Here is a 23,330-nt window from a genome sequence, read left to right as displayed (position 1 = left end):
GGATGAGTTGGCTCGGGAATTGGGTGTGCCGATCTGTACGTTGCCCACCGGCCAGGGACTGCTCATCAAACCGGCACTGTGATCAGACGGTATGTACCTCTGGCACGTACACGATCCATCGTCCGCCCTTTTCCTGGTACAGATGCTCCTTGGCCATGATCTCTTCGGCGTGGTTCCACGCGAACAACAGCGCATAGTCGGGGTAGGGATGCGAGAACGCTTCAGACGGGCACACCGGGATCTTGGTGCCCGGTGTGACGCGGCCCTGCTTCTCCGGTGTCGAATCACATACCATCGGAAGGAGATCCGGGCCGATACCGAAATAGTTGAGCACGGTCGCGCTCCTCGATGTGGCGCCATACCCGACAACGCATCGCCCCTCGGACCGTAGTTCCTGGAGTAGCGAGACAAGGTCGATCTTGATCCGGTTGATCTCCCCGGTGAAACGTGTGTACGTATCGTCCTCGGCGAGCCCGTCGTCCTTCTCCTGGGCGAGAAATTCGTCGACGGCGGGGGTTGGCACCCGGGTGCCCAGGCGGGCGACGGTGTAGCGGATGGAGCCTCCGTGCAGCGGCAGGTGTTCGGCATCAACCAGCTCAAAGCCGAAGTGGGCTGCCATGGCTTTTACCGAACTCACCGAGAACAGATAGATGTGCTCGTCATAAATCTGGTCAAAGTAGTTGTGCCTGAGGATGTCGGCGAGGGAGCGGTCCTCGAACACGAACAGTCCGTCGGGCGTGAGCAGCGAGTCGACCCCGCGGAAGATGGACTCGAGATCCGAGATGTGACTGAATGTGTTGGCCGAGAAGATCAGGTTCGCAGGCCCGTACTCGGCGTGGATGTCCGCCGCGGTCGAAGCGTTGAAGAAGTCCGTGCGGACGTTGACGCCGTGTGAGCGGGCGACCTCACCCGCCCCGGCAGCCGGGTCGACCCCGAGATGCCGCATCCCCGCCGCGCTGAGTGTCTTCAGCATGACGCCGTCGTTACTGCCGATCTCGACGACGAACCCGTCGCGGCCGCCAGGGCACGTCTCCATGATGTGTCGCGCCACCTCCTCGAAATGCTTGCGGATCATCAAGGAGCCGGAGGCACGGTAGGGATAATCTGCCCGGTACATGTCGCTCGGAGGCACGGTGTCGAGTTGCTGGACCATTGAGCACCCCGAGCAGACACCTACGGCAAGCCGAAAAACCGGAACGGTATCCGCCACCTCACGTCTGACGAATGCGTTCGAGACGGGCTGCCGACCGAGGTCGAGGACTTCGCGGAGGACACCGCCGCAAATACGACATGTATGGTCGGTCATGGTGGCCCCCTGTTTTGCAAGGTGCGCCCACAAGTTGGTCGCTTTGCTGAGCGTAGACCTTCATTCGTGCTGAAAATTGGTTTCGCTGACGGCATTTGATAACTGTGCCGGCCGATGATGAGGAAATGTGCGGGATCGTTCGATTACCGCAAATCAGTACTGCGCAGGGGAAGTGGTGAATTCCTGGCAAAACTTCTGCAGTAAGCGGACAGAGCAATCACGCCAAGCTTGCAATGTCCAGTTATCAACGCAGAGGTCAATTTTCGCCGATATCGGCCTATGCGCGGCGGGCGGCAGCCTCGAAGAGGTCTGCGGCCCTGGTCACGCTGTCGGCGGGGGCCGTCATCCTGGTGGCGACTGCGCGGGCCCGCGCGGCGTATCCGGGTGTCAGGATCCGGCGTAGGTCGGCTGTCAGGGACTCCTCGGTGGTCTTCGAAATACGTCGTGCCGTCCCGACTTTCAGCCGCTTGAGTTGATTACCCCAGTACGGCTGATCGGCTGAACTCCACAGGATCAGCGTCGGAATTCCTGCGCGCAGGCTTGCGGCCGTGGTGCCCGAGCCGCCATGGTGCACGACCGCACGGCTCGCGGCGAACACCGTCGCATAATTGACCACCCCGACCACCTTCACGTGATCGGACACCGCGACCCCGCTGAAGTCGGTCCCGCCGGCACACACCAGAGCCCGCTCGCCCAACCGCGCGCACGCTGCGCTGATCATTTCCAGTGTCTCTGCCGGGGACTCAACGGGAATGCTGCCTGTGGCGAAGCAGATCGGCGGTGACCCCGCGGCGATCCACGACGTCACCTCGTCGTCGGCTTCGGTGGTCAGGTCCATCGTCAACGCGCCCACGAAGGGCCGCCGGTCTCCCCACTTTGCCCACTCCGCGGCCAGCCCCGGCACGCTCACCTCGTCGTAGGCCTGAATCTCCAGCGACCCTCTTCCCGCGATCCGACGCGGCGAAGGGCAGTTGGCGGCAGGCAAACCCAGACTCCGTCGCTGTGCGTCCTCGACGTCCTTCGTTGAGCGCCAGAGTAGCCACTCGGACGCTGCACCGCCGGACCGGACCAGTGGCGAGGGCAGCGCGGGAACCAGTTGCCCGTTGGGTCGCATGGGGAAGTGATGCAGCGAGATCAGCGGGATATCGTAGTACTCAGCGACATTGGCAGCGGGTTGTTCGTAGTTGAGCCCGGTCGAGAGCAGATCGGCCCCGTCGGCCAGCGAAGTGAGCGTGGTGCTGGTGTCTCCCCAGTACTGCGCGATCGGTTGCCATAGTTCACGCAGCGAACCGACAGGATTGCGAAAAAGCTGCGCCCAGAAGTTGCGAAGGAAGTCTTCTCGCAAGAAGGCCTGTAGCTCAGGCCCGTACGCCACGGTGGTGAGTCCGGCGGCCTCGGCGAAAGCCGCCAGGTCGGGAGGAACGGCCAGACAAACATCGTGACCTCTGCGCTGCAGCTCGCGCCCGACGCTGACGGACGGCTCGACATCGCCGCGAGTTCCATAACATGCCAGCGCAAACCTCACGTATTCCTGGCCTTTCAGCTGTCGTGCTCGGCGGCGATGTCCGAGTGTTCGCTCATTATCTCGGGTTTTCCAACTGCCGCAAAGCCGTTCGGTGTCGATTAATCTGACCCATCGCTCCGGTCTCTGCCATACTTTCCCCATGGCTCTCAGAAACCAGGTGCTGGAGTCGCGAAACCGCCTCGTCTTCAAGTTGAACGAGCAGTTTACGCAGCATGTCCAACGGTTCATCTACCGATATGCGGCCCGCAGACTTGATGGTGAAGACGTCGTGTTCCTCAACTACGGCTATGAGGAGGAACCGGCGATGGGCGTGCCGCTGTCCGCCTCTGACGAACCCAACCGGTATCCGATTCAGCTTTACCACAGCACGGTCAACCAGGTTGAGCTCGAGGGCAAGCAGGTGTTGGAGGTTGGTTGCGGCCACGGTGGTGGGGCCGCATATCTCATGCAGGCCTTGCGCCCAGCTTCCTATACCGGCATGGATTTGAACCCTGACGGTATCGACTATTGCCGGAAGAGGCACAAAGTCGATGGCCTCGATTTCAGGCAAGGCGACGCACAGGATCTGCCATTCGCCGACGAATCTTTCGATGCGGTGGTCAATATCGAATCCTCACATCTTTACCCCCGGTTTCCACAATTTCTCACCGAGGTTGCGCGCGTGCTGCGCCCGGGCGGGCATTTCCTGTACGCCGACGCCAGAAGCTCCTACGACATACCTGGTTGGGACGAGGCGCTGGCGGCCGCGCCCCTGCAGATGATTTCGGAGCGGGACATCAACACCGAGGTCAGGCGGGGCATGGAGAAGACCCTTGAGCGCTGGCAGTACGTGATCGACCGCGTGACCCCGATGTTCCTTCGCGGACTTGTCCGAAAATTCGCGCCGGCGAAGCGGGCCTACGACGAACTGGGCAGTGGAGGTTCCGTGGAGTATCGGATGTACTGTTTCGTCAAAGCTTAGGTGGGCCGTCCGAAATAGCGTCTACTGCACAAGAGTTCGTACGTCGGTACCGCTCATTTCCGGCACAGGTACAGTGATTGCATGAACCTCGTCGAGTCGATCGAACGTGGCCTGGATTGGCTCGCGGCGCCCAAGCGCTTGCCGGGGCGACTCGAGATGGAGACTCAGCGCGGCAAGCGCCTGGAACTGGAGGTCGTGTCCTTCGCGATTCGAGTACCGGTCGCCGGTGGTGCGCTACTGCGTATTCCGGTGTTTTTCATGGTCATGCCATCGGGAAGTTCGCCGATCGAAGGATCGCACGCCCGCTCTGAGGACAAGGACTAGTAGGGCCTCGTCTCAGCTCGACCGGCACGGATCTTAGTGCCGTGCGGGGTCTTTGAATTCAAAAACAGCAGTACGGCGCTGTCTGTCTGTTTCGCCCGTGCGTGCCGCGCTCCCCGAGGCGAATTGTCTTGTGATACAAGTGTCTTAATGCCCTGGCCATCGACTTCTCGCCGCCTGGCGGGCCCGCGCGCCGACCGGTTCCACTCGGCGCAGCCGGCGGGCCGGTGGCACCCAGTGCAAGGGCACGGAGTCGGTTCGCTGGATCGGCGTTCCTTGCTGGGTTGCGCTGCCGTGACCACGGTTTCCCAGTGGCTTCCCTGGCTCAGGGTGCCCACCGGAGGGCCCAGGCCATGATTGCGCGTTCAACAATCGCTGCGCGATTCGTTGCCACATCTGCGGCAGGGGTGCAGTTCGCCTTCGCGCTGGGCGCCCGTTGCGATGTGCGCGGCTCGTCGGGCACCCGCAGCCGTTACATCTCGCAATGTTCAGCGATGCCGTTGGCTGCGGCCTTACCTCTCGAAACGGCGCAGTCAAGCCGGAATAGCTATCTCGTTTCGCGAGGTAACGAGTTGTGGATGGGGTAACTCGCATGCAGGAACGTTGATACGGGAATAGATTCAGCAGTTTGCTAAATCTGTCCGGTCAGGTCGATTTCCGGGCTGAAGACGGTGGAAAGGTGCGCAATTCCACAGAACAATCACAACCTGGCAGGATGCGCAATAGCGTAACGGCTCCGTCAATTCGCTCGGGCCTCGGAAAAATCCTTGATCATGAAACTTCAGCTAATACTCGACGCTAACTAACTAAGGCCTTTCAAGTGCGCTAACCTCGGGATCTTCGGGAAAACCGCCAGCCCGGCGGTGCGGCCTCCCGTATGTTTGCGATATCTTTGCGACGTCCGCTTCAAGATCCTGGAGAAACGTGAGCATCAACCCGTTCGACGACGACAATGGCAGCTTTTTCGTCTTGGTCAATGACGAGGAGCAGCACAGCTTGTGGCCGGCCTTTGCTGACGTGCCAGCGGGCTGGCGGGTTGCTTACGGCGAAGCGGACCGTGCTGCATGTCTTGAATTCATTGAGCAAGGCTGGACTGACATACGGCCGAAGAGCCTGCGCGAGAGGTTGGCGCAGGGCGGGGCTCTTGGCGGCTGAACCGTATTTAGTGGGGAAGTCGAAAAATGAAATCTGATGACGGGCTACCGCTTTCCCGTGCGCAGCTGGATATCTGGCTTTCGCACGAAAGCGGGCTAGCCGGCACAGAGTGGCAACTGGGCCTTTTGGGGAGGATTGACGGCACGGTAGACCACGCTCTGTTGGAACAGGCCGTTCGCCGGGCCATGACCGAGGCGGAACCGGCCCGGGCGTCGTTCTTTGAAGTGGACGGCCAGGTTTTTCAGAAACCGCTCGACTACTCGGATCTAGAGCTGCCCTTTTATGACGTTCGCGACGCGGAGGATCCCGTGCAGCGGGTCCGGGAAATGGCGTCGGAAATCCAACACACGCCATTGCCGCTCGATGGACGGCTGGTGAAATTCGCGCTGTTTCGAACACAGTCCGCGGAATACTACTTATTCGGTTTGGGTCACCACATTTCAGTAGACGGAATGGGTATGGCTCTGGTGAGCCGTCGAATCGCCACTATTTACTCGGCATTGGTGACCGAAGAACCTGTTCCAGCGGCATACTTCGGATCGCTGCAGGACTTGGTCGACGCTGAGGAGGAATACCGGGCCTCCGACGATTACCAGGAAGATCTTGCCTACTGGAGCAATAACCTTCCTCCGGAAGATCTCCGTGAACAGTCGACGGCGCAGGTGGGCAATGCCCGCGACGCCTATACCCCGTCCGCATCGGTCGAAGTGGATCAGGCGGTTGTCGGCGATATAAAACAGCTGTCCAAGAGTTTGCGGATCCGGCGATATTCGGTCACCACCGCGGCATGTGCGCTTTTGGCGCGGACGTGGACCGCACACGGCTCGGAGGTCACGCTCGATTTCCCCGTCAGCAGGCGGGTCGCTTCCGAGACGAAGACGCTGCCAGGAATGCTCGCCGGCGTTGCGCCACTCGTATTGCAGACGCCGCCGGATTGGACGGTGGGCGAATTCTGCCGTCACGTCGACACCCGTATCCGGGAACTGCTGCAACATCAGCGGTTCCCGGTACACCTGCTCGAGGCCGAACAGGGGCTTCGCGGCCGCGGCCAAGGCTCGAATCGGTTGGCCATCAACTTCATTCCGGCCCGGCTGACTCTGGAGATGGCCGGTGCCCAGGTTTCGGTGTCGTATACCAACCACGGGCCCACCGGGTCCTTCGGGCTGTTCTTCATCGGATCCAGTGACCAACTCTTCCTCAGTACGGCCGGCGCCGGGGCGCCCTACGTCGATTTCGGTGTCGGCGGGTTGGCGGAGCACATCCAGCGGGCGGTCACCGCGATGGCAGCAGATCCGGACCGGAAGCTGTCGTCGCTGGATCTGCTGGGCACCGACGAGCGCGCCGAACTGGCCGACATCGGCAATCAGGGTGTGCTGACCGAGCCGGTGCCTGCCGAGGCGTCGATTCCCGAGTTGTTCGGCACACACGTCAGCAGTGCACCCGGGGCACCGGCGCTGACCTTCGAAGACCGCACATTGACCTACCGCGAGCTGGATGAGGCCGCCAACCGGTTGGCGCACGTTTTGGTCGCCAGGGGCGTCGGTCCCGGCGAGCGGGTGGCGCTGTTGTCGGAGCGGTCGGCCAACGCCGTCATCGCGTTTCTCGCGGTGCTCAAGACGGGAGCGGCGTATGTGCCGATCGACCCCGTCGTGCCGGCGTCGCGGCTGGAGTTCATCCTCACCGACGCCAAGCCGATCGCCGTGGTCACCACCGCCGGATTGCGGCCGCGCCTGGACGGATACGACGTCGCCCTCATCGATCTCGACGACTGCGCGGTGGACGGTCAACCCGGCACCGCCGTGTCGGCGTCGATGCCTGATGACATCGCTTACATCATCTACACCTCGGGTACCACCGGCACCCCCAAGGGTGTCGCGGTCACCCATCGCAATCTGACTCAGCTGATGACCTCGCTGGATGCCAGCCTCCCGCCGGGGGGAGTGTGGGCGCTCTGCCATTCCCTCGGCTTCGACGCCTCGGTGTGGGAAATAGGGCATGCGCTGCTGCGTGGCGGGCGTCTGGTGGTGGTGTCGGAGTCGGTGGCCGGCTCACCCGAGGACTTCCACTCGCTGCTGGTACGCGAGAAGGTCAGCGTGCTCACCCAGACGCCCTCGGCGGTCGCGATGCTGTCCCCGGAGGGCCTGGAGTCGACGACGCTGGTGGTGGCAGGTGAGGCCTGTCCGGCCGAAGTGGTGGATCGCTGGGCCCGCGATCCACGAGTGATGCTCGACGCCTACGGACCGACTGAGACCACCATCTGCGCGGCGATCAGTGCACCGCTGAAAGCCGGTGCGGCTGACGCGGTGCCCATCGGCTCCCCGGTACCCGGGGCGGCCCTATTCGTGTTGGACACCTGGATGCAGCCGGTGCCCGCGGGGGTGGTCGGCGAGCTGTACGTGGCGGGCGCGGGTGTGGCGTCCGGCTATGTGGGCCGTTCGGATCTGACGGCATCCCGGTTTGTGGCCTGCCCGTTCGGGGAACCGGGTGAGCGCATGTATCGCACCGGAGACCTGGTGTGCTGGGGCGACGACGGCCAGCTGCGGTATCTGGGCCGCGCTGACGAGCAGGTCAAGATCCGCGGGTACCGCATCGAACTCGGGGAGGTGCGTAACGCGCTGACCCGGCTGGACGGGGTGGACCAGGCCGCGGTGATCGCCCGCGAGGACCGCCCCGGCGACAAGCGCCTGGTCGGCTACATCACCGGGACCGCTGATCCCGTCGAGGCGCGGGCTCAACTGGCTGACCGGTTGCCGCCGTATCTGGTTCCGACCGCAGTCGTGGTGCTCGACGCGTTGCCGCTGACGCCGAACAACAAGCTGGACACCCGCGCTCTGCCTGCGCCGGAATACCGTGGCATCGGCAGTGATTACCGGGCGCCTGCGACCCCGGTCGAGGAAGTTCTGGCAGGCATCTACGCCGAGGTGCTCGGACAGGAGCGGGTCGGGGTCGACGATCCGTTCTTCGATCTCGGCGGAGACAGCATCCTGTCGATGCAGGTGGTGGCTCGTGCCCGGGCCGCCGGTGTGTTCTGCCGGCCGCGTGACATCTTCGTCGAGCAGACAGTGGCCCGGTTGGCTTCGGTGGTCAAGGTCACCGGCGGCGAGGCCGCCGTTGTCGACGAGGGCATCGGTAGGGTGGCGGCCACCCCGATCATGCGCTGGCTGCGCAGCGTTGACGGCCCGGTCGACCAGTTCAACCAGACGCTGGTGATCCAGGCCCCGGAGCGGGTGACCCAGGCTGACGTCGAGATCGTCCTGCAGGCCTTGCTGGATCGGCATGGCACCCTACGGATGGGCGGCACGGACGACGCTGACGGCTGGTCGCTGTCGGTGCCCGAGAAGGGCACGGTGAACGCGACCGACTGCCTGCAATCGGTGGACGCGTTGTCCGACGAGGCGTTGGTGGCTGCGCGGGCGCGGTTGAACCCGGCGGCCGGGGCGATGGTCAGTGCCCTGTGGGTGCCCGATGACGGCCGGCTCGCACTGGTCATCCATCACCTTGCAGTCGACGGGGTGTCGTGGCGAATCCTGTTGGAAGACCTGAACATCGCGTGGGCACAGCATCACGGCGGGCAGCCGATCGAGTTGCCGACCGGCGGTACGTCCTATGCGCGGTGGTCGGAACTGCTCGACGAGCATGCCCGCAGCGCAGACGTGGTCGGCCAAGCCGACGCGTGGCGCGAGGTCCTGACGACTCCCGCCGCACTTCCTGCGGTGCAACCCGGTGTGGATACCTTCGCCAATGCCGGTCGTCTGTCGGTGTCGCTGGATGCCGAGACCACGCGTGCGTTGCTCGGTGCGGCGCCTGCGGCGTTTCACGCCGGCGTGCAGGACATTCTGCTGATTGCGTTCGGGTTGGCCTGGGCGGAATTCCTCGGCACCGGTAAGGCGCCGATCGGTATCGACGTCGAAGGCCACGGCCGCGCCGAAGAACTCGCGGACGATGTCGACCTGTCCCGCACGGTCGGCTGGTTCACCACCAAGTACCCGGTGGCGTTGGCTGTCGGCGGACTGTCGTGGGCACAGGTGACAGCCGGCGGGGCCGCGCTCGGCCCGATCATCAAGGCCGCCAAGGAACAACTCCGCGCACTGCCCGACGGGCTGGGCTACGGTCTGCTGCGTTATCTGAATCCCGACGTCGAACTCGGCGGCGTGGAACCGACCATCGGGTTCAACTATCTCGGTCGCCTCGGCGCCGGGGCAGGTGATCTCTCCGACGAACTATGGCGGATCAGCGACGACAGCTTGTCGATGACGGATGTGGCTGCAGCAGTGCCCATGTCGTTGCCGCACACCGTTGAGCTCAACGCGGGCACGCTGGACAGCGCCGAAGGACCGCGGCTGCAGGCGGCCTGGACGTGGGCGCCCTCGGCGCTCGGACACGCCCAGGCCGACCGGCTGAGCCAGTTGTGGTTCGAGGCCCTGGCCGGGATCTGCGCGCATGTGCGGCACGGTGGCGGCGGATTGACCCCGTCGGACCTTTCGCCTGCCCAGCTCAGCCAGGAGCAGATCGACCAGCTGCAGCGGCAATTCGGCATTGCCGACGTGCTTCCGTTGACCCCGTTGCAGCAGGGCCTGTTGTTCCAGGCCAGCTTCCTCGACGGATCGGAGGACTCTGGCGATCCCGCGGATGCGGTGTACGCAGTGCAACTCGGCATCACGATGACCGGCACCCTCGACCCACACCGGCTGCGCGATGCGGTGCAGACCGTGGTCAACCGGCATCCCAACCTCGCGGCCCGATTCTGCGAGGATTTCGGTGAGCCGGTGCAGATCATTCCCGCCGAACCGGTAATCGCCTGGCAGTACGTCGAATTGGCGGGTGCGGTCGAGGACCAGATCGACCAGCTGTGCGCCGCCGAACGTGCCGCGGTCTGCGAACTCGCCGACCAACCTCTCTTCCGGGCCGCGCTGTTGCGTGTTTCGGACAACCGGTTCCGGCTGGTCATGACCGTTCATCACATCGTGATCGACGGCTGGTCTCTGCCCATCCTGCTGCAGGAGATCTTCGCCACCTACTACGGGCAACGGCTGCCTGCCCCCACCGCGTATCGCAACTTCGTCAGTTGGCTCGCGGGCCAGGATCGCGATGTGGCACAAGCGACATGGCGGGAGGTGTTCGACGGATTCGAGACTCCCACCCTGGTGGGACCCCCGGCACAGGCCGGCCGGCGTGGGGTCGAATCTTTCACCGTGTCCGAGCGCACCACCTCGGCGCTGACCGAGCTCGCACGCGCGCATCGCACCACGGTCAACACGGTCCTGCAGGCCGCTTGGGCGCAGCTGCTGACCTGGCTGACCGGTCAGCATGATGTGGCCTTCGGCACTGCGGTCTCAGGACGGCCTGCCGATCTGCCCGGCGCGGAAACGATTGTGGGTCTGCTGATCAACACCGTGCCGGTCCGGGCGACGATCAATTCGGGAACCACCGTCGCGGACGTGCTCGATCAGTTGCAGCACGTGCACAACGACACCGTCGAGCACGAGCATCTGTCGCTCGCCGAGATCCATCGCGTCACCGGTCACGACCGACTGTTCGACACCCTGTTCGTCTACGAGAACTACCCGATCGACACCGGCGCGCTGTTGGGCGTGCAGGATCTGGCCGTCACCGACTTCACCAGCCGCGAGTACAACCACTACCCGCTGTCAGTGGTCGCCATGCCGGGTCGCGAGCTGGGCCTGCGTGTCGAATTCGACACCGACGTGTTCGACGAGGCCGCCGTCGAGACCCTGGCCAATCGGCTGCAGCAGGTTTTGGCGGCCATGGCCGACGATCCCGCACGGCGGTTGTCGTCCATTGATTTGCTCGAGGCCGGCGAGCACAGCCGACTGGACGAATGGGGCAACCGGGCGGTGTTGGCCAGGTCCGAGACCAGCGAGGTGTCGATTCCGTCGCTGTTCGCCGCGCAGGTGCTTCGCGGCCCGGACGCGGTGGCGCTCAGCTGCGGTGACCGGTCATGGACGTATCGGGAACTCGAGGAATCCGCGAACCGGCTGGCGCATCTGCTGGCAGGCCGCGGTGCGGGTCCGGGTGAACGGGTGGCGCTGCTCCTGCCCCGCACGGGGGAGGCGGTCGCGGCGATTCTGGCGGTGCTCAAGACCGGCGCCGCCTACCTGCCGATCGACCCCGCGCATCCCGACGCCCGGATCGGTTTCATGCTCAAGGATTCCGCGCCGATCGCCGTGGTCACCACCGCGGATCTGCGGCCCAGGGTGTCGGGACCTGATGTGCCGACGGTGCCCGTCATCGACATCGACGATCCCGCCGTTGCCACCCAGCCCAGCGCCGCGTTGCCCATCCCGGCTGCGGACAACATCGCCTACATCATCTACACCTCGGGCACTACCGGCGCGCCCAAGGGCGTGGCGGTCACCCACCGCAACGTGACCCGGTTGCTCGAATCCCTCGACGTGGAACTAGAACTCGGCCAGGTCTGGACCCAATGTCATTCGCTGGCCTTCGACTATTCAGTCTGGGAGATCTGGGGCGCGCTGCTCTACGGCGGCAGGCTGCTGATCGTCCCGGATGCCGTGGTGCGGTCGCCCGAAGACTTCCATGCCCTGCTGGTGACCGAGCAGGTCACCGTCCTGAGCCAGACCCCTTCGGCGTTCTACGCGCTGCAGACCGCCGATGCGCTGCAGCCTGAGCTGGGACAGCAGCTGAAGCTGCAAACGGTCGTGTTCGGTGGCGAAGCTCTTGAACCGCATCGACTTTCGGGCTGGCTTCGCAGCCACCCGGGCCTGCCGCGCATGATCAACATGTACGGCATCACCGAGACGACGGTGCATGCCTCGTTCCGCGAGATCAGCGGCGCTGACCTCGACAGCAGTGTCAGCCCGATCGGCGTGCCGTTGGAGCACCTGGCCTTCTTCGTCCTGGACGGCTGGTTACGTCAGGTGCCGGTCGGCGTCGTCGGCGAGTTGTACGTGGCCGGCGCGGGCCTCGCGAGCGGTTATGTCGGCCGGCCGGATCTGAGCGCCACCCGTTTCGTGGCGTGCCCGTTCGGTGGGCACGGTGCGCGCATGTACCGCACCGGCGATCTGGTGCGGTGGGGTGCCGACGGACAACTGCGGTATGTGGGGCGTGCCGACAAGCAGGTGAAGATACGCGGTTACCGCATCGAACTGGGTGAGGTGCACGCTGCGCTGGCCGGTTTGGACGGAGTGGACCAGGCGGCGGTGATCGCCCGTGAGGACCGGCCCGGTGACAAGCGGTTGGTGGGTTATGTCACTGAATCTGCCAGCGGCTCCGTTGATCTCGACAAGGCGCGCGTCACGCTCGCCGATCGCCTTCCGACCTACATGGTTCCGGCTGCGGTGGTGGTGCTCGATACGCTGCCGCTGACGGTCAACGGCAAGCTCGACACCCGCGCGCTGCCCGCCCCCGAGTATCAGGACGCCGAGCGGTACCGCGCGCCGGTCAACGCGGTCGAGGAGATCCTGACCGGCATCTATGCCCAGGTACTCGGAGTCGAGCGGGTCGGGGTCGACGATTCGTTCTTCGACCTTGGCGGAGACAGCATCTCGTCGATGCAGGTGGTGTCGCGCGCCCGCGCGGCAGGCCTCGTCTGTCGGCCGCGTGACATCTTCGTCGAGCAGACCGTGTCCCGGTTGGCCCAGGTCGCGGTGTTCGCGAACACCGAGTCCGGTGTGGTCGACGAAGGCATCGGTCCGGTGGTGGCCACGCCGATCATGCGCTGGCTGCACCACGCGGACGGCCCGACCGATCAGTTCAACCAGACCGTGGTGGTGCAGGCGCCGGACGGCGTCACCGAGGCCGACGTGGTGGTGCTGTTGCAGGCCTTGCTGGATCGGCATGCGATGCTGCGACTGCGCGCACCTGCCGACGAGTCGGGCGACTGGTCGCTCACCGTGCCCGAGGTGGGATCGGTAGCCGCCGACTCGTGCCTACAGGTCGTCGACGCATTGTCCGATGAGGCATTGGCGGCCGCGCGGTCGCGGTTGAACCCGGCCACCGGTGCGATGCTGAGCGCCCTCTGGGTCCCCGACACCGGTGCGTTGGCGTTGATGATCCACCACCTGTCCGTGGATGCGGTGTCGTGGCGAATTCTGTTGGAAGACTTGAATATCGCCTGGGCGCAGCATCACGGTGGACAACCCGTGGAGTTGCCGACGGGCGGCACCTCGTTCGCCCGGTGGGCGTCGGTGCTGAACGAATACGCCCGCACGGAGGCCGTGGCGAGTCTGGCCGAGGACTGGCGGCGGGTGGCCGAGCTACCGGCCGCATTGCCTGCGGTGCAACCCGAGCGGGATACCTATGCCACCGCGGGGCAGGTGTCGATGTCACTGGACACCGAGACCACCCGGATGTTGCTGGGTGAGGTTCCGGCGGCGTTCCACGCCGGCGTGCAGGACATCCTGCTGATCGCGTTCGGATTGGCGGCGGCGGAGTTCTCCGGTGCAGGCGAGGCGCCGATCACCATCGACGTGGAGGGCCACGGTCGCCAGGAAGAGCTCGATCGAGATATCGATCTGTCGCGCACGGTGGGCTGGTTCACCACCAAGTACCCGGTGGCGCTGACGGCCGGTGAGCTGTCCTGGGAGCAGGTCACTGCCGGTGATGCGGTCCTGGGCCCGGTCATCAAAACCGTCAAGGAACAACTTCGGGAGTTGCCTGACGGGCTGACCTACGGTGTGCTGCGCTACCTGAATCCCGATGTGGCCCTGGCTGGTCCGGATCCGGCCCTGGGTTTCAACTATCTGGGACGGCTCGGTGCGGGCACGGCCGACCTCGCCGACGGCCTCTGGCAGATCGATCAGGACGCAGTATCGGTCACCGCCGCGGCCACCGCGGTTCCCACGCCGCTGGGGCACACTGTGGAACTCAACGCGGGCACCTTGGAAACAGACTCGGGGCCGCAGTTGCACGCGACGTGGACGTGGGCGCTGTCGGCGCTGAATTCCGACCAGGTCGGCCGGCTCGGTCGGCTGTGGTTCGACGCCCTGGCCGGGATCTGCGCGCATGTGCGATCCGGCGGCGGCGGACTGACTCCGTCTGACATCGCTCCGGCTCGGCTGAACCAGCTGCAGATCGATGAATTGGCAGCGCAATACCCGATCGCCGACGTGCTGCCGCTGACCCCGTTGCAGCAGGGGTTGCTGTTCCACACCGGTACCGCGCAAGGCAGCGAAGACCTGTATGCGGTGCAGCTGGACATCGACGTGTCCGGCCCGCTCGATGCCGACCGGCTGCGCAATGCGGTGCACACCGTGCTCAAGCGTCGCCCGAACGTGGCGGCCGACTTCTACGAAGAGTTCGGCGTTCCGGTGCAGATCCTTTCGGCGGATCCCTCGTTGGCCTGGCAGTACGTCGAGCTCACCGGGGGCGCCGATACCGAGGAACAGATTCAGCAGCTCTCGGCCGCCGAACGCGCCGCGGTGTGCGACCTGGTCGACCAACCGGCCTTCCGTGCCGCTCTGATCCGCACCGCGCCGGACCGGCACCGGTTCGTGCTCACCAATCACCACATCGTGCTCGACGGCTGGTCGAAACCGATCCTGCTGCAAGAGATCTTTGCCAGTTACTTCGGCGAGCGGCTGCCCGCGCCGGTTCCGTACCGCAGATTTGTCACCTGGCTGGCCACCCAGGACAACGACAGCGCCAGGGCGGCATGGGGCAGCGTGTTCGACGGGTTCGACACGCCGGCCCTCGTCGGTCCGCCGGGTCGGCTGGCGCTGGGACCGCGGGGCGTCGAATCGTTCCAGATGTCCGCTGAGATCACCGAGGCGCTGGGTGCTCTGGCGCGGTCGTGCCACACCACGGTCAGCACGGTGCTACAGGCCGCGTGGGCGCAGATCCTCATGTGGCTCACCGGCCAGAACGACGTTGCCTTCGGCACCGCGGTTTCAGGCAGGCCGACCGATCTGGTCGGCGCGGAATCGATGGTGGGACTGCTGATCAACACCGTGCCGGTACGGGCGACGATCACTCCGTCCACCACCATCGCGACCCTGTTGCACCAGCTGCAGAACGCTTCGAACGACACGTTGGATCATCAGCATCTGGCCCTGGCCGAGATCCACCGCGTCGCCGGTCACGACCAATTGTTCGACACGATGTTCGTCTACGAGAACTACCCGATCGACGCGGCGGCGTTGTCGAGTGTGGGCGAGTTGGCCATCACGGGCTTCACCAACCGCGAGTACAACCACTATCCGCTGTCGGTACAAGCAGTTCCGGGCCATGAACTCGGCCTGCGCGTGGAATTTGACACTGACGTCTTCACCACTGCGCGCATTCAGAAGTTGGTCGAGCGGTTCCGGCGGGTACTAGTAGCCATGACCGCAGATACGAGGGAGCAGTCATGAGCATTGATTCGAGTCGGACGTTGTTGTCGTTCGACCTGCTCGATGACACCGAGCATGATCAGCTCGACGAGTGGGGCAACCGCGCGGTGTTGACCGGGCCCGGGCCCACTCCGGTGTCGATCCCGGAGTTGTTCACCGCACAGGTCCGCCGGGCACCGGAGGCCGTGGCACTGGTGTGCGGGGAAAAGTCGTTCACCTACCGCGAGCTGGACGAGGCTGCGAATCGGTTGGCGCATGCGCTCTCCGGCCACGGAGCCCGACCCGGCCGGAGCGTGGCGCTGCTGGTTCCGCGTTCTGCCGAGGCGATCGTGGGCATTCTCGCGGTGCTCAAGACGGGCGCGGCGTATCTGCCGATCGACGCCGCGCATCCCGATGCGCGTATCGAATTCATGATGTCCGATGCCGCGCCGGTGGCCGCGCTCACCACGGCCGACCTGCGCTCGCGGCTGGAACGGTCCGCTGTGCCGGTGATCGACGTCGACGCTCCCGTGCTCGACGGCCAACCGGACACCGCGTTGCCGATGCCCGCGCCCGATGACCTCGCGTACATGACCTACACGTCGGGCACCACCGGTGTCCCGAAAGCGGTTGCGGTCACCCACCACAACGTGACCCAGCTGGCAGATGCCCTGCACGCCGATCTGCCCGCGGGGCCGGGACAGGTCTGGTCGCAGTGGCATTCCCTGGTCTTCGACGTTTCGGTGTGGGAGATCTGGGGTGCCTTGCTGCACGGCGGCCGCCTGGTGGTCGTGCCCGAGTCGGTGGCCAGCTCACCGGACGACCTGCACAATCTGCTGGTCACCGAGAAGGTCAGCGTGCTGTGCCAGACCCCTTCGGCGGCAGGAATGTTGTCGCCGGAGCAGTTGGAGTCGACGACGTTGGTGGTGGCCGGTGAGGCCTGCCCGCCCGAACTCGTGGACCGGTGGGCGACAGGCGGGCGGGTGATGATCAACGCCTACGGTCCTACCGAGGCAACGATCTACGCCGCGATGAGTAAGCCGCTGGCGGCGGGATCGCCGGGCTCAGTCGTGTCGATCGGTTCGCCGGTGCCGGGGGCGGCGTTGTTCGTGCTGGACAAGTGGCTTCGCCCGGCGCCGGAAGGCGTGGTCGGCGAGCTGTATGTGGCCGGTGCCGGTGTGGCGACCGGCTATGTGGGCCGGCCAGGGCTGACCGCTTCGCGGTTCGTGGCATGCCCGTTCGGGCAGCCTGGCACGCGCATGTACCGCACCGGGGACCTGGTGCGATGGGACGACGACGGGCAGCTGCAGTACCTGGGTCGCGCCGATGAGCAGGTCAAGATCCGTGGCTACCGCATCGAACTCGGCGAAGTGCAGGCCGCGCTGGCCCGGGTCGACGGGGTGGACCAGGCGGTGGTGATCGCCCGCGAAGACCGCCCTGGCGACAAGCGCCTGGTCGGTTACATCACCGGAACGGCAGATCCGGCGGCCACCCGCACCGTGATGGCCGAGCGCCTGCCCGCCTACATGGTGCCGGTCGCGGTCGTGGTGCTGGACGCCCTGCCGCTGACGGTCAACGGAAAACTGGACAAGCGGGCGTTGCCTGCACCGGAGTACCGCACCAACGGTGGCGACTACCGCGCGCCCGCAGGCCCGGTCGAGGACATTCTGGCCGGCATCTACGCCGAGGTGCTCGGCGTGGAGCGGGTCGGGGTCGATGATTCGTTCTTCGATCTGGGTGGGGACAGCATCCTGTCGATGCAGGTGGTGGCGCGTGCTCGCGCCGCCGGTGTGTCGTGCCGCCCGCGCGACATCTTCGTCGAGCAGACCGTGGCCCGGCTGGCCCGGGTGGCCGGCTTCGCCGACGGTGAATCCGCCGAGGTTGACGAGGGTATCGGCCCGGTGGTGCCGACCCCGATCATGCGGTGGCTGCGCACCGTCGACGGTCCTGTCGACCAGTTCAACCAGACCCTGGTGCTGCAGGCTCCGGCCGGCGTCAACCAGGGCGATGTCGAGATCGTGCTGCAGGCACTGCTGGATCGCCATGCCACGCTGCGGTTGCGCGCCGACGACACGGACGGATCCGTGCTGGTGCCCGAGGTGGGCTCGGTGAATGCCGCCGATTGCCTGCATATCGTCGATGTATTGTCCGATGAGGCGTTGGTGGCGGCGCGGTCGCGGCTGAACCCTGCGCAGGGGGCAATGCTGAGCGCGCTGTGGGTCGGCGCCACCAGCCAGTTGGTGTTGATGATCCACCACCTGGCTGTCGATGGCGTGTCGTGGCGAATTCTGTTGGAAGACTTGAACATCGCCTGGGCCCAGCACCACAGCGGGCAGCCCGTGGAATTGCCGACCGGCGGAATGTCGTTCGCCCGCTGGTCGGAGCGCCTCGACGAGCATGCGCGCAGCGCCGCGGTGGTCGAGCTGGCCGATTCGTGGCGCCGGGTGGCTGCCACGCCCGCAGCGCTGCCTGCGGTCGATCCGACCGTGGACACCTATGCGACGGCCAAACAGTTGTCGGTGTCGTTGGACGCTGAAACCACGCGCCTGCTGCTGGGCGAGGTGCCCGCGGCGTTCCATGCCGGGGTGCAGGACATCCTGCTGATCGCATTCGGATTGGCGTGGACGTCGTTCCTGGACAACGGGGGCGCGCCGATCGGCATCGACGTCGAGGGCCACGGCCGCGTCGAAGATCTGAGTGGAACTGGCGATCGCGACATCGACTTGTCGCGCACGGTGGGCTGGTTCACCACCAAGTACCCCGTGGCGCTGGCTGTGGGAGAACTGGACTGGGCGCAGGTGACCGCCGGTGAAGCGGCGCTGGGTGCGCTCGTCAAGGACGCAAAAGAGCAGCTTCGCGGCGTGCCCGACGGTTTGACCTACGGGCTACTGCGCTATTCGAACCCCGACGTCGATCTCGGCGGGACCGAGCCGGTCATCGGGTTCAACTACCTCGGGCGGCTCGGGGCGGGGGCGAACGAACTCTCCGACGATCTCTGGCGGATCGATCAGGACGCGTTGTCGGCGACCGGTGCGGCTTCGGCCGTGCCCATGCCGTTGATGCACACGGTGGAACTCAACGCAGGCACGATGGATTCCGAGACCGGCCCGCGCCTGCAGGCCGGCTGGACCTGGGCGCCGTCGGCGGTCGATGAGGATCAGATCAACCGGCTGAGCCAGTTGTGGTTCGATGCCCTGGCCGGGATCTGCGCTCATGTGCGGTCCGGTGGCGGCGGGCTGACCCCGTCGGACATCGAACCCGCGCGGCTCACCCAGCGCCAGATCGATGAGCTGGCAGCACAACACGACATCACCGACGTCCTCCCGCTGACCCCGGTACAGCAGGGCCTGCTCTTTCATTCCACCTTCGCGCGGGACGCCGGCGACAGCGGTGTCAACGATGTGTATGCGGTGCAGCTGGATATCACCGTGACCGGTGTTCTCGATCAGCACCGCCTGCGCGACGCGGTACACACCGTCGTCGCCCGCCATCCCAACCTCGCGGCCCGCTTCTGTGAAGAGTTCGGCGAGCCCGTGCAGGTGATCCTCGCGAATCCGGTGATCGCGTGGCGGTATCTGGATCTTCGCGGCGACGATCTGACGCCGGACGAGGAGATCGAACACCTCTGCGCCGCAGAGCGTGCCGCGGTCTGTGACCTCATCGAACGGCCGACCTTCCGGGCCGCACTGATCCGCACCGCAGGGAATCAGCACCGGTTTGTGTTGACGTTCCACCACATCGTGATCGACGGTTGGTCGCTGCCGATCCTGCTGCAGGAGATCTTCGCCGGCTACTTCGGGCAGCGACTGCCCGCGGCTTCGCAGTACCGCGACTTCGTCGGCTGGCTGGCCGACCAGGATTCGGAGGCAGCCCGGGCGGCCTGGGGCGAAGTGCTGGAGGGGTTCGCCACACCCACACTGGTCGCAGGCCCGGCCCAGGCCGGGCCGCGAGGCGTCGAGTCCTATCGGTTGTCCGCCGAGGCCACGAAAGCCCTTGGCGAACTGGCGCGTTCCTGCCACACCACGGTCAACACGGTGCTGCAGGCCGCCTGGGCGCAGCTGTTGATGGCGTTGACCGGGCAGCGTGACGTGGCGTTCGGCACCGCGGTTTCCGGGCGGCCGGCCGAGTTGGCAGGTTCCGAGTCCATCGTGGGCCTGCTGATCAACACGGTCCCGGTGCGGGCACGCACCACCGCGAGCACCACCGTCGCCGACCTGCTCGACCAGCTGCAGCATCACCACAACGACACCCTCGAGCATGAGCACTTGGCGCTCAACGAGATTCACCATGTCGCCGGTCACGAGCAGCTGTTCGACACGCTCTTCCTGTACGAGAGCTACCCGATCGACACGAGTGCGTTCATGGGCGTGCAAGAGCTGGCGATCACCGAGTTCAACAACCGTGAGTACAACCATTACCCGTTGTCGGTGATGGCGCTTCCCGGTCATGAACTCGGCCTGCGTGTCGAGTTCGACACCGACGCTTTCGATGTGGCCGCCATCGAAGCGTTGATCGAGCGGTTCCAGCGGGTGCTGGACAACATGACCGCCGATCCCACGCGCCGCCTGTCGTCGATGGACATGCTGGATGCCGGTGAGCGCGGGCTGATCGACGAGTGGGGCAACCGGGCTGTGTTGAGCCGGCCGGTCACCGCGCAACTGTCGATTCCGGAGATGTTCGCCCGGCAGGTGGACGCCACCCCGGAGGCGATTGCGCTGACGTTCGAGGGACGTTCACTGTCCTACGGCGAACTCGACGAGGCAGCGAACCGGTTGGCGAATCTGCTCGCCGTCTACGGCGCCGGTCCGGGTGAATCCGTGGCGCTGCTGGTACCTCGTTCCGATGAGGCGATCGTGGCGATGCTGGCCGTGCTGAAAACGGGGGCGGGGTATCTGCCGATCGATCCGGCGGTGCCGCCGAGCCGGTTGGAGTTCATGCTCGCCGATGCCGCGCCGATTGCGGCGATCACGACCACGGATCTACGTGGCCGGTTGGACGGGTTCGATCTGGTGATCGTCGAAGTCGACGAACCGGATGACCCCGCCGCGGCGATCTACCCCAGCACGACGCTGCTGACGCCGGCTCCCGACGACATCGCGTACACGATCTACACCTCGGGCACGACCGGTATGCCCAAGGGTGTGGCGATCACCCACGGCAACGTCACGCAGGTGCTGGAGAAGCTGCACACCGATATGCCTGCCGGAGAAGGCCAGGTGTGGTCGCAGTGGCATTCACTGGTTTTCGATGTCTCGGTGTGGGAGATCTGGGGCGCCCTGCTGCATGGTGCGCGGCTGGTGATCGTGCCGGAGTGGGCCGCGGGCTCGCCGGATGATCTGCACAAGTTGCTGGTGGCCGAAGGGGTCACGGTGCTGTACCAGACTCCGTCGGCGGTGGGCATGTTGTCCCCGGTGGGGCTGGAGAACACCACCTTGGTGGTGGCCGGTGAGGCCTGCCCGACCGAGGTCGTGGATCGCTGGGCTCCGGGCCGGGTGATGCTCAACGCCTACGGCCCGACCGAGGCGACGATCTACGCGGCGATCAGTGCGCCGTTGAAAAAAGCTGGGGCAGAAGGCTCCTCGGGCGGTGTCCCGATCGGTTCGCCCGTGCCGGGCGGCGCGACGTTCGTCCTCGACGAATGGTTGCGTCCGGTGCCGGTCGGCGTGGTCGGTGAGCTGTACCTGGCGGGCCGGGGCTTGGGCGTCGGCTACGTCAACCGGCCGGGATTGTCGGCGTCGCGGTTCGTGGCGTGCCCGTTCGGGGAGTCCGGTGCCCGGATGTACCGCACGGGTGATCTGGTGTGCTGGGGTGCCGACGGGCAGTTGCAGTACCTGGGTCGTGCCGATGAGCAGGTCAAGATCCGTGGCTATCGCATCGAACTCGGGGAGATCCAGGCCGCGCTCGCCGAGTTGGACGGGGTGGATCAGGCGGCGGTGATCGCCCGTGAGGACCGTCCCGGTGACAAGCGTCTGGTCGGTTACGTCGCAGGCAGCGCCGAGCCGGCGGACCTGCGTGCCGCGCTGGCGAATCGCCTGCCGGCGTACATGGTTCCGGTCGCGATCGTGGTGGTTCCGGCGTTGCCGTTGACCGTCAACGGCAAGCTCGACCGGCGCGCGTTGCCGGCTCCGGAGTACCGGAGCGCCGGCGTCACCTACCGGGCGCCGTCGACCGCGACCGAGGAGACCATCGTGGGGATCTATGCCCACGTGCTCGGCGTCGACCGGGTCGGCGTCGACGATTCGTTCTTCGAACTGGGCGGCGACTCGATCTCGGCGATGCGGGTGGTGGCCGCGGTCAACACGGCCCTCGATGCCCAACTCGCGGTGCGGACGCTGTTCGAGACGCCGTCGGTGCGGGCCTTGAGCCAGCAGTTGGAGGGCGATGCGGGATCCGATGCGGAACTGGGGAGTGTCAGCTTCGCGTCCGTGCATGGCCGCGATGCCGGCGAGGTCCACGCGAGTGATCTCACGCTCGACAAGTTCATCGATGCTGGTGTGCTGCGGGCGGCTCCGAGTCTGCCGCGCCCGGACGGGCAGGTGCAGACCGTTCTGCTGACCGGGGCGACCGGGTTCCTCGGACGCTATCTGCTGCTGGATTGGCTCCAACGGATGCGGCGGGTCGATGACACCGTGATCTGCCTGGTGCGCGCCGCTTCCGACGAAGACGCCCGCCGGCGCCTGGAAGCGACCTTCGACACCGACCCGGTGCTGCGCAAGCACTTCAAGGAACTGGCCTCGGAACGATTGCGGGTCATCGCCGGCGACAAAGGCGAACACAACCTGGGCCTCGACGAACAGACCTGGCAGCAACTGGCCGACAGCGTCGATCTGATCGTGGACTCGGCGGCCTTCGTCAACAGTGTGCTGCCCTACTGGGAACTGTTCGGACCCAACGTGATCGGCACCGCCGAACTGATCCGGTTCGCCCTGACCGCCAAACTCAAGCCCTACACCTTCGTCTCGACCTCCGATGTCGGCCGCCAGATCGAACCGGCAATGTTCACCGAAGACGCCGACATCCGGACCATCAGCGCCACCCGCACCGTCGACGCCGGCTACGCCAACGGCTACGGCAACAGCAAGTGGGCCGGCGAGGTCCTGCTGCGCGAGGCCCACGACCTGTGCGGACTACCGGTGGCGGTGTTCCGGTCGGGCATGATCATGGTCGAGCCCACCTTCGCCGGCCAGCTCAACGTCTCCGACACCGTCACCCGGATGGTGCTCAGCATCGTGGCCACCGGGGTCGCACCCGCGTCGTTCTACCAACTCGACGCCGACGGCAACCGCCAGCGGGCCCACTTCGACGGGCTGCCGGTGGACTTCGTCGCCGAGGCCATCACCCGGCTGGGCTGGCAGGTGGCACGTTCGGACACCCCGAGCTTCCAGACCTATCACGTGATGAACCCCCACGATGATGGCATCGGGATCGACACCTACCTCGACTGGCTCATCGAAGCCGGCTACCCGATCGAACGCATCACCGACTTCGGACAATGGCTGCAACGCTTCGAAACTGGGCTACGAGCCCTGCCCGAACAGCAACGGCAGAACTCGGTACTGCAGATGCTGACCGTGCTCAAGCAGAGCCAACCAGAACTGCAACCGCCGGCACCCACCAACGGGTCCTACGCACCGGCCGACCGGTTCCGCGCCGCCGTCCAAGAGGCCAAAATCGGCCCCAGCCACGACATTCCACACGTCTCGAAACCGGTCCTGGTCAAATACGTCACGGATCTGCAGGTGCTCGGACTGCTCTGATCCGACGCGTTCAAAA

General features: G+C 65.5%; 7 protein-coding genes and 1 pseudogene. 6 read left to right on the top strand and 2 right to left on the bottom strand.

The features are described 5' to 3' along the window. Window positions 1-82 (top strand): annotated as a pseudogene (locus tag M1247_RS14420) (class I SAM-dependent methyltransferase); the annotation flags it as partial. Here the strand turns inward: M1247_RS14420 and M1247_RS14415 are convergent. Together M1247_RS14415 and M1247_RS14410 are read right to left on the bottom strand one after the other, a co-directional pair. Further along, on the bottom strand, window positions 83-1,306 hold the full coding sequence (locus M1247_RS14415; protein WP_317157025.1) for a methyltransferase domain-containing protein: 1,224 nt from the start codon (window positions 1,304-1,306) through the stop codon (window positions 83-85). 277 nt (window positions 1,307-1,583) lie between these two features. Continuing rightward, window positions 1,584-2,831: a glycosyltransferase gene (locus M1247_RS14410; RefSeq protein ID WP_317157024.1), complete on the bottom strand. Its 1,248-nt coding sequence runs from the start codon at window positions 2,829-2,831 to the stop codon at window positions 1,584-1,586. A gap of 139 nt (window positions 2,832-2,970) precedes the next feature. Between M1247_RS14410 and mtf2 the strand changes: the two genes are divergently transcribed. The 5 genes from mtf2 to M1247_RS14385 all read left to right on the top strand — a co-directional run bounded on the left by mtf2 (window position 2,971) and on the right by M1247_RS14385 (window position 23,314). Beyond that, window positions 2,971-3,792 (top strand): fatty-acid O-methyltransferase Mtf2, encoded by an 822-nt coding sequence (gene mtf2 / locus M1247_RS14405; protein ID WP_317157038.1) that lies wholly within the window; start codon window positions 2,971-2,973, stop codon window positions 3,790-3,792. An 81-nt stretch (window positions 3,793-3,873) separates the two neighbouring features. Continuing rightward, window positions 3,874-4,116: a hypothetical protein gene (locus M1247_RS14400; protein WP_317157023.1), complete on the top strand. Its 243-nt coding sequence runs from the start codon at window positions 3,874-3,876 to the stop codon at window positions 4,114-4,116. Window positions 4,117-5,037: 921 nt separating this feature from the next. Next, entirely contained in the window at window positions 5,038-5,268 is a 231-nt protein-coding gene (locus tag M1247_RS14395) for an MbtH family protein (RefSeq protein WP_317157022.1), read from the top strand. A 26-nt stretch (window positions 5,269-5,294) separates the two neighbouring features. Then, entirely contained in the window at window positions 5,295-15,599 is a 10,305-nt protein-coding gene (locus tag M1247_RS14390; protein ID WP_317157021.1) for a non-ribosomal peptide synthetase, read from the top strand. Next, window positions 15,596-23,314 carry a non-ribosomal peptide synthetase gene (locus tag M1247_RS14385; protein ID WP_317157020.1) on the top strand — a complete coding sequence of 2,573 codons (7,719 nt, stop codon included), beginning with the start codon at window positions 15,596-15,598 and terminating at the stop codon, window positions 23,312-23,314. Before M1247_RS14390 ends, M1247_RS14385 begins: the two co-directional genes overlap by 4 nt. The last annotated feature ends 16 nt before the right edge of the window (window positions 23,315-23,330 follow it).

This window comes from Mycobacterium appelbergii (assembly GCF_032883035.1).
Lineage (GTDB): Bacteria > Actinomycetota > Actinomycetes > Mycobacteriales > Mycobacteriaceae > Mycobacterium > Mycobacterium appelbergii.
The sequence above is the reverse complement of the archived record's forward strand: the minus strand, read 5'-3'. Positions and strand labels throughout refer to the sequence as shown.

Coding starts and splice junctions, on each gene's coding strand:
- M1247_RS14400 (WP_317157023.1), top strand. CDS start 3,874: ATGAACCTCGTCGAGTCGATCGAACGTGGCCTGGATTGGCTCGCGGCG.
- M1247_RS14390 (WP_317157021.1), top strand. CDS start 5,295: ATGAAATCTGATGACGGGCTACCGCTTTCCCGTGCGCAGCTGGATATC.
- mtf2 (WP_317157038.1), top strand. CDS start 2,971: ATGGCTCTCAGAAACCAGGTGCTGGAGTCGCGAAACCGCCTCGTCTTC.
- M1247_RS14415 (WP_317157025.1), bottom strand. CDS start 1,306: ATGACCGACCATACATGTCGTATTTGCGGCGGTGTCCTCCGCGAAGTC.
- M1247_RS14385 (WP_317157020.1), top strand. CDS start 15,596: ATGAGCATTGATTCGAGTCGGACGTTGTTGTCGTTCGACCTGCTCGAT.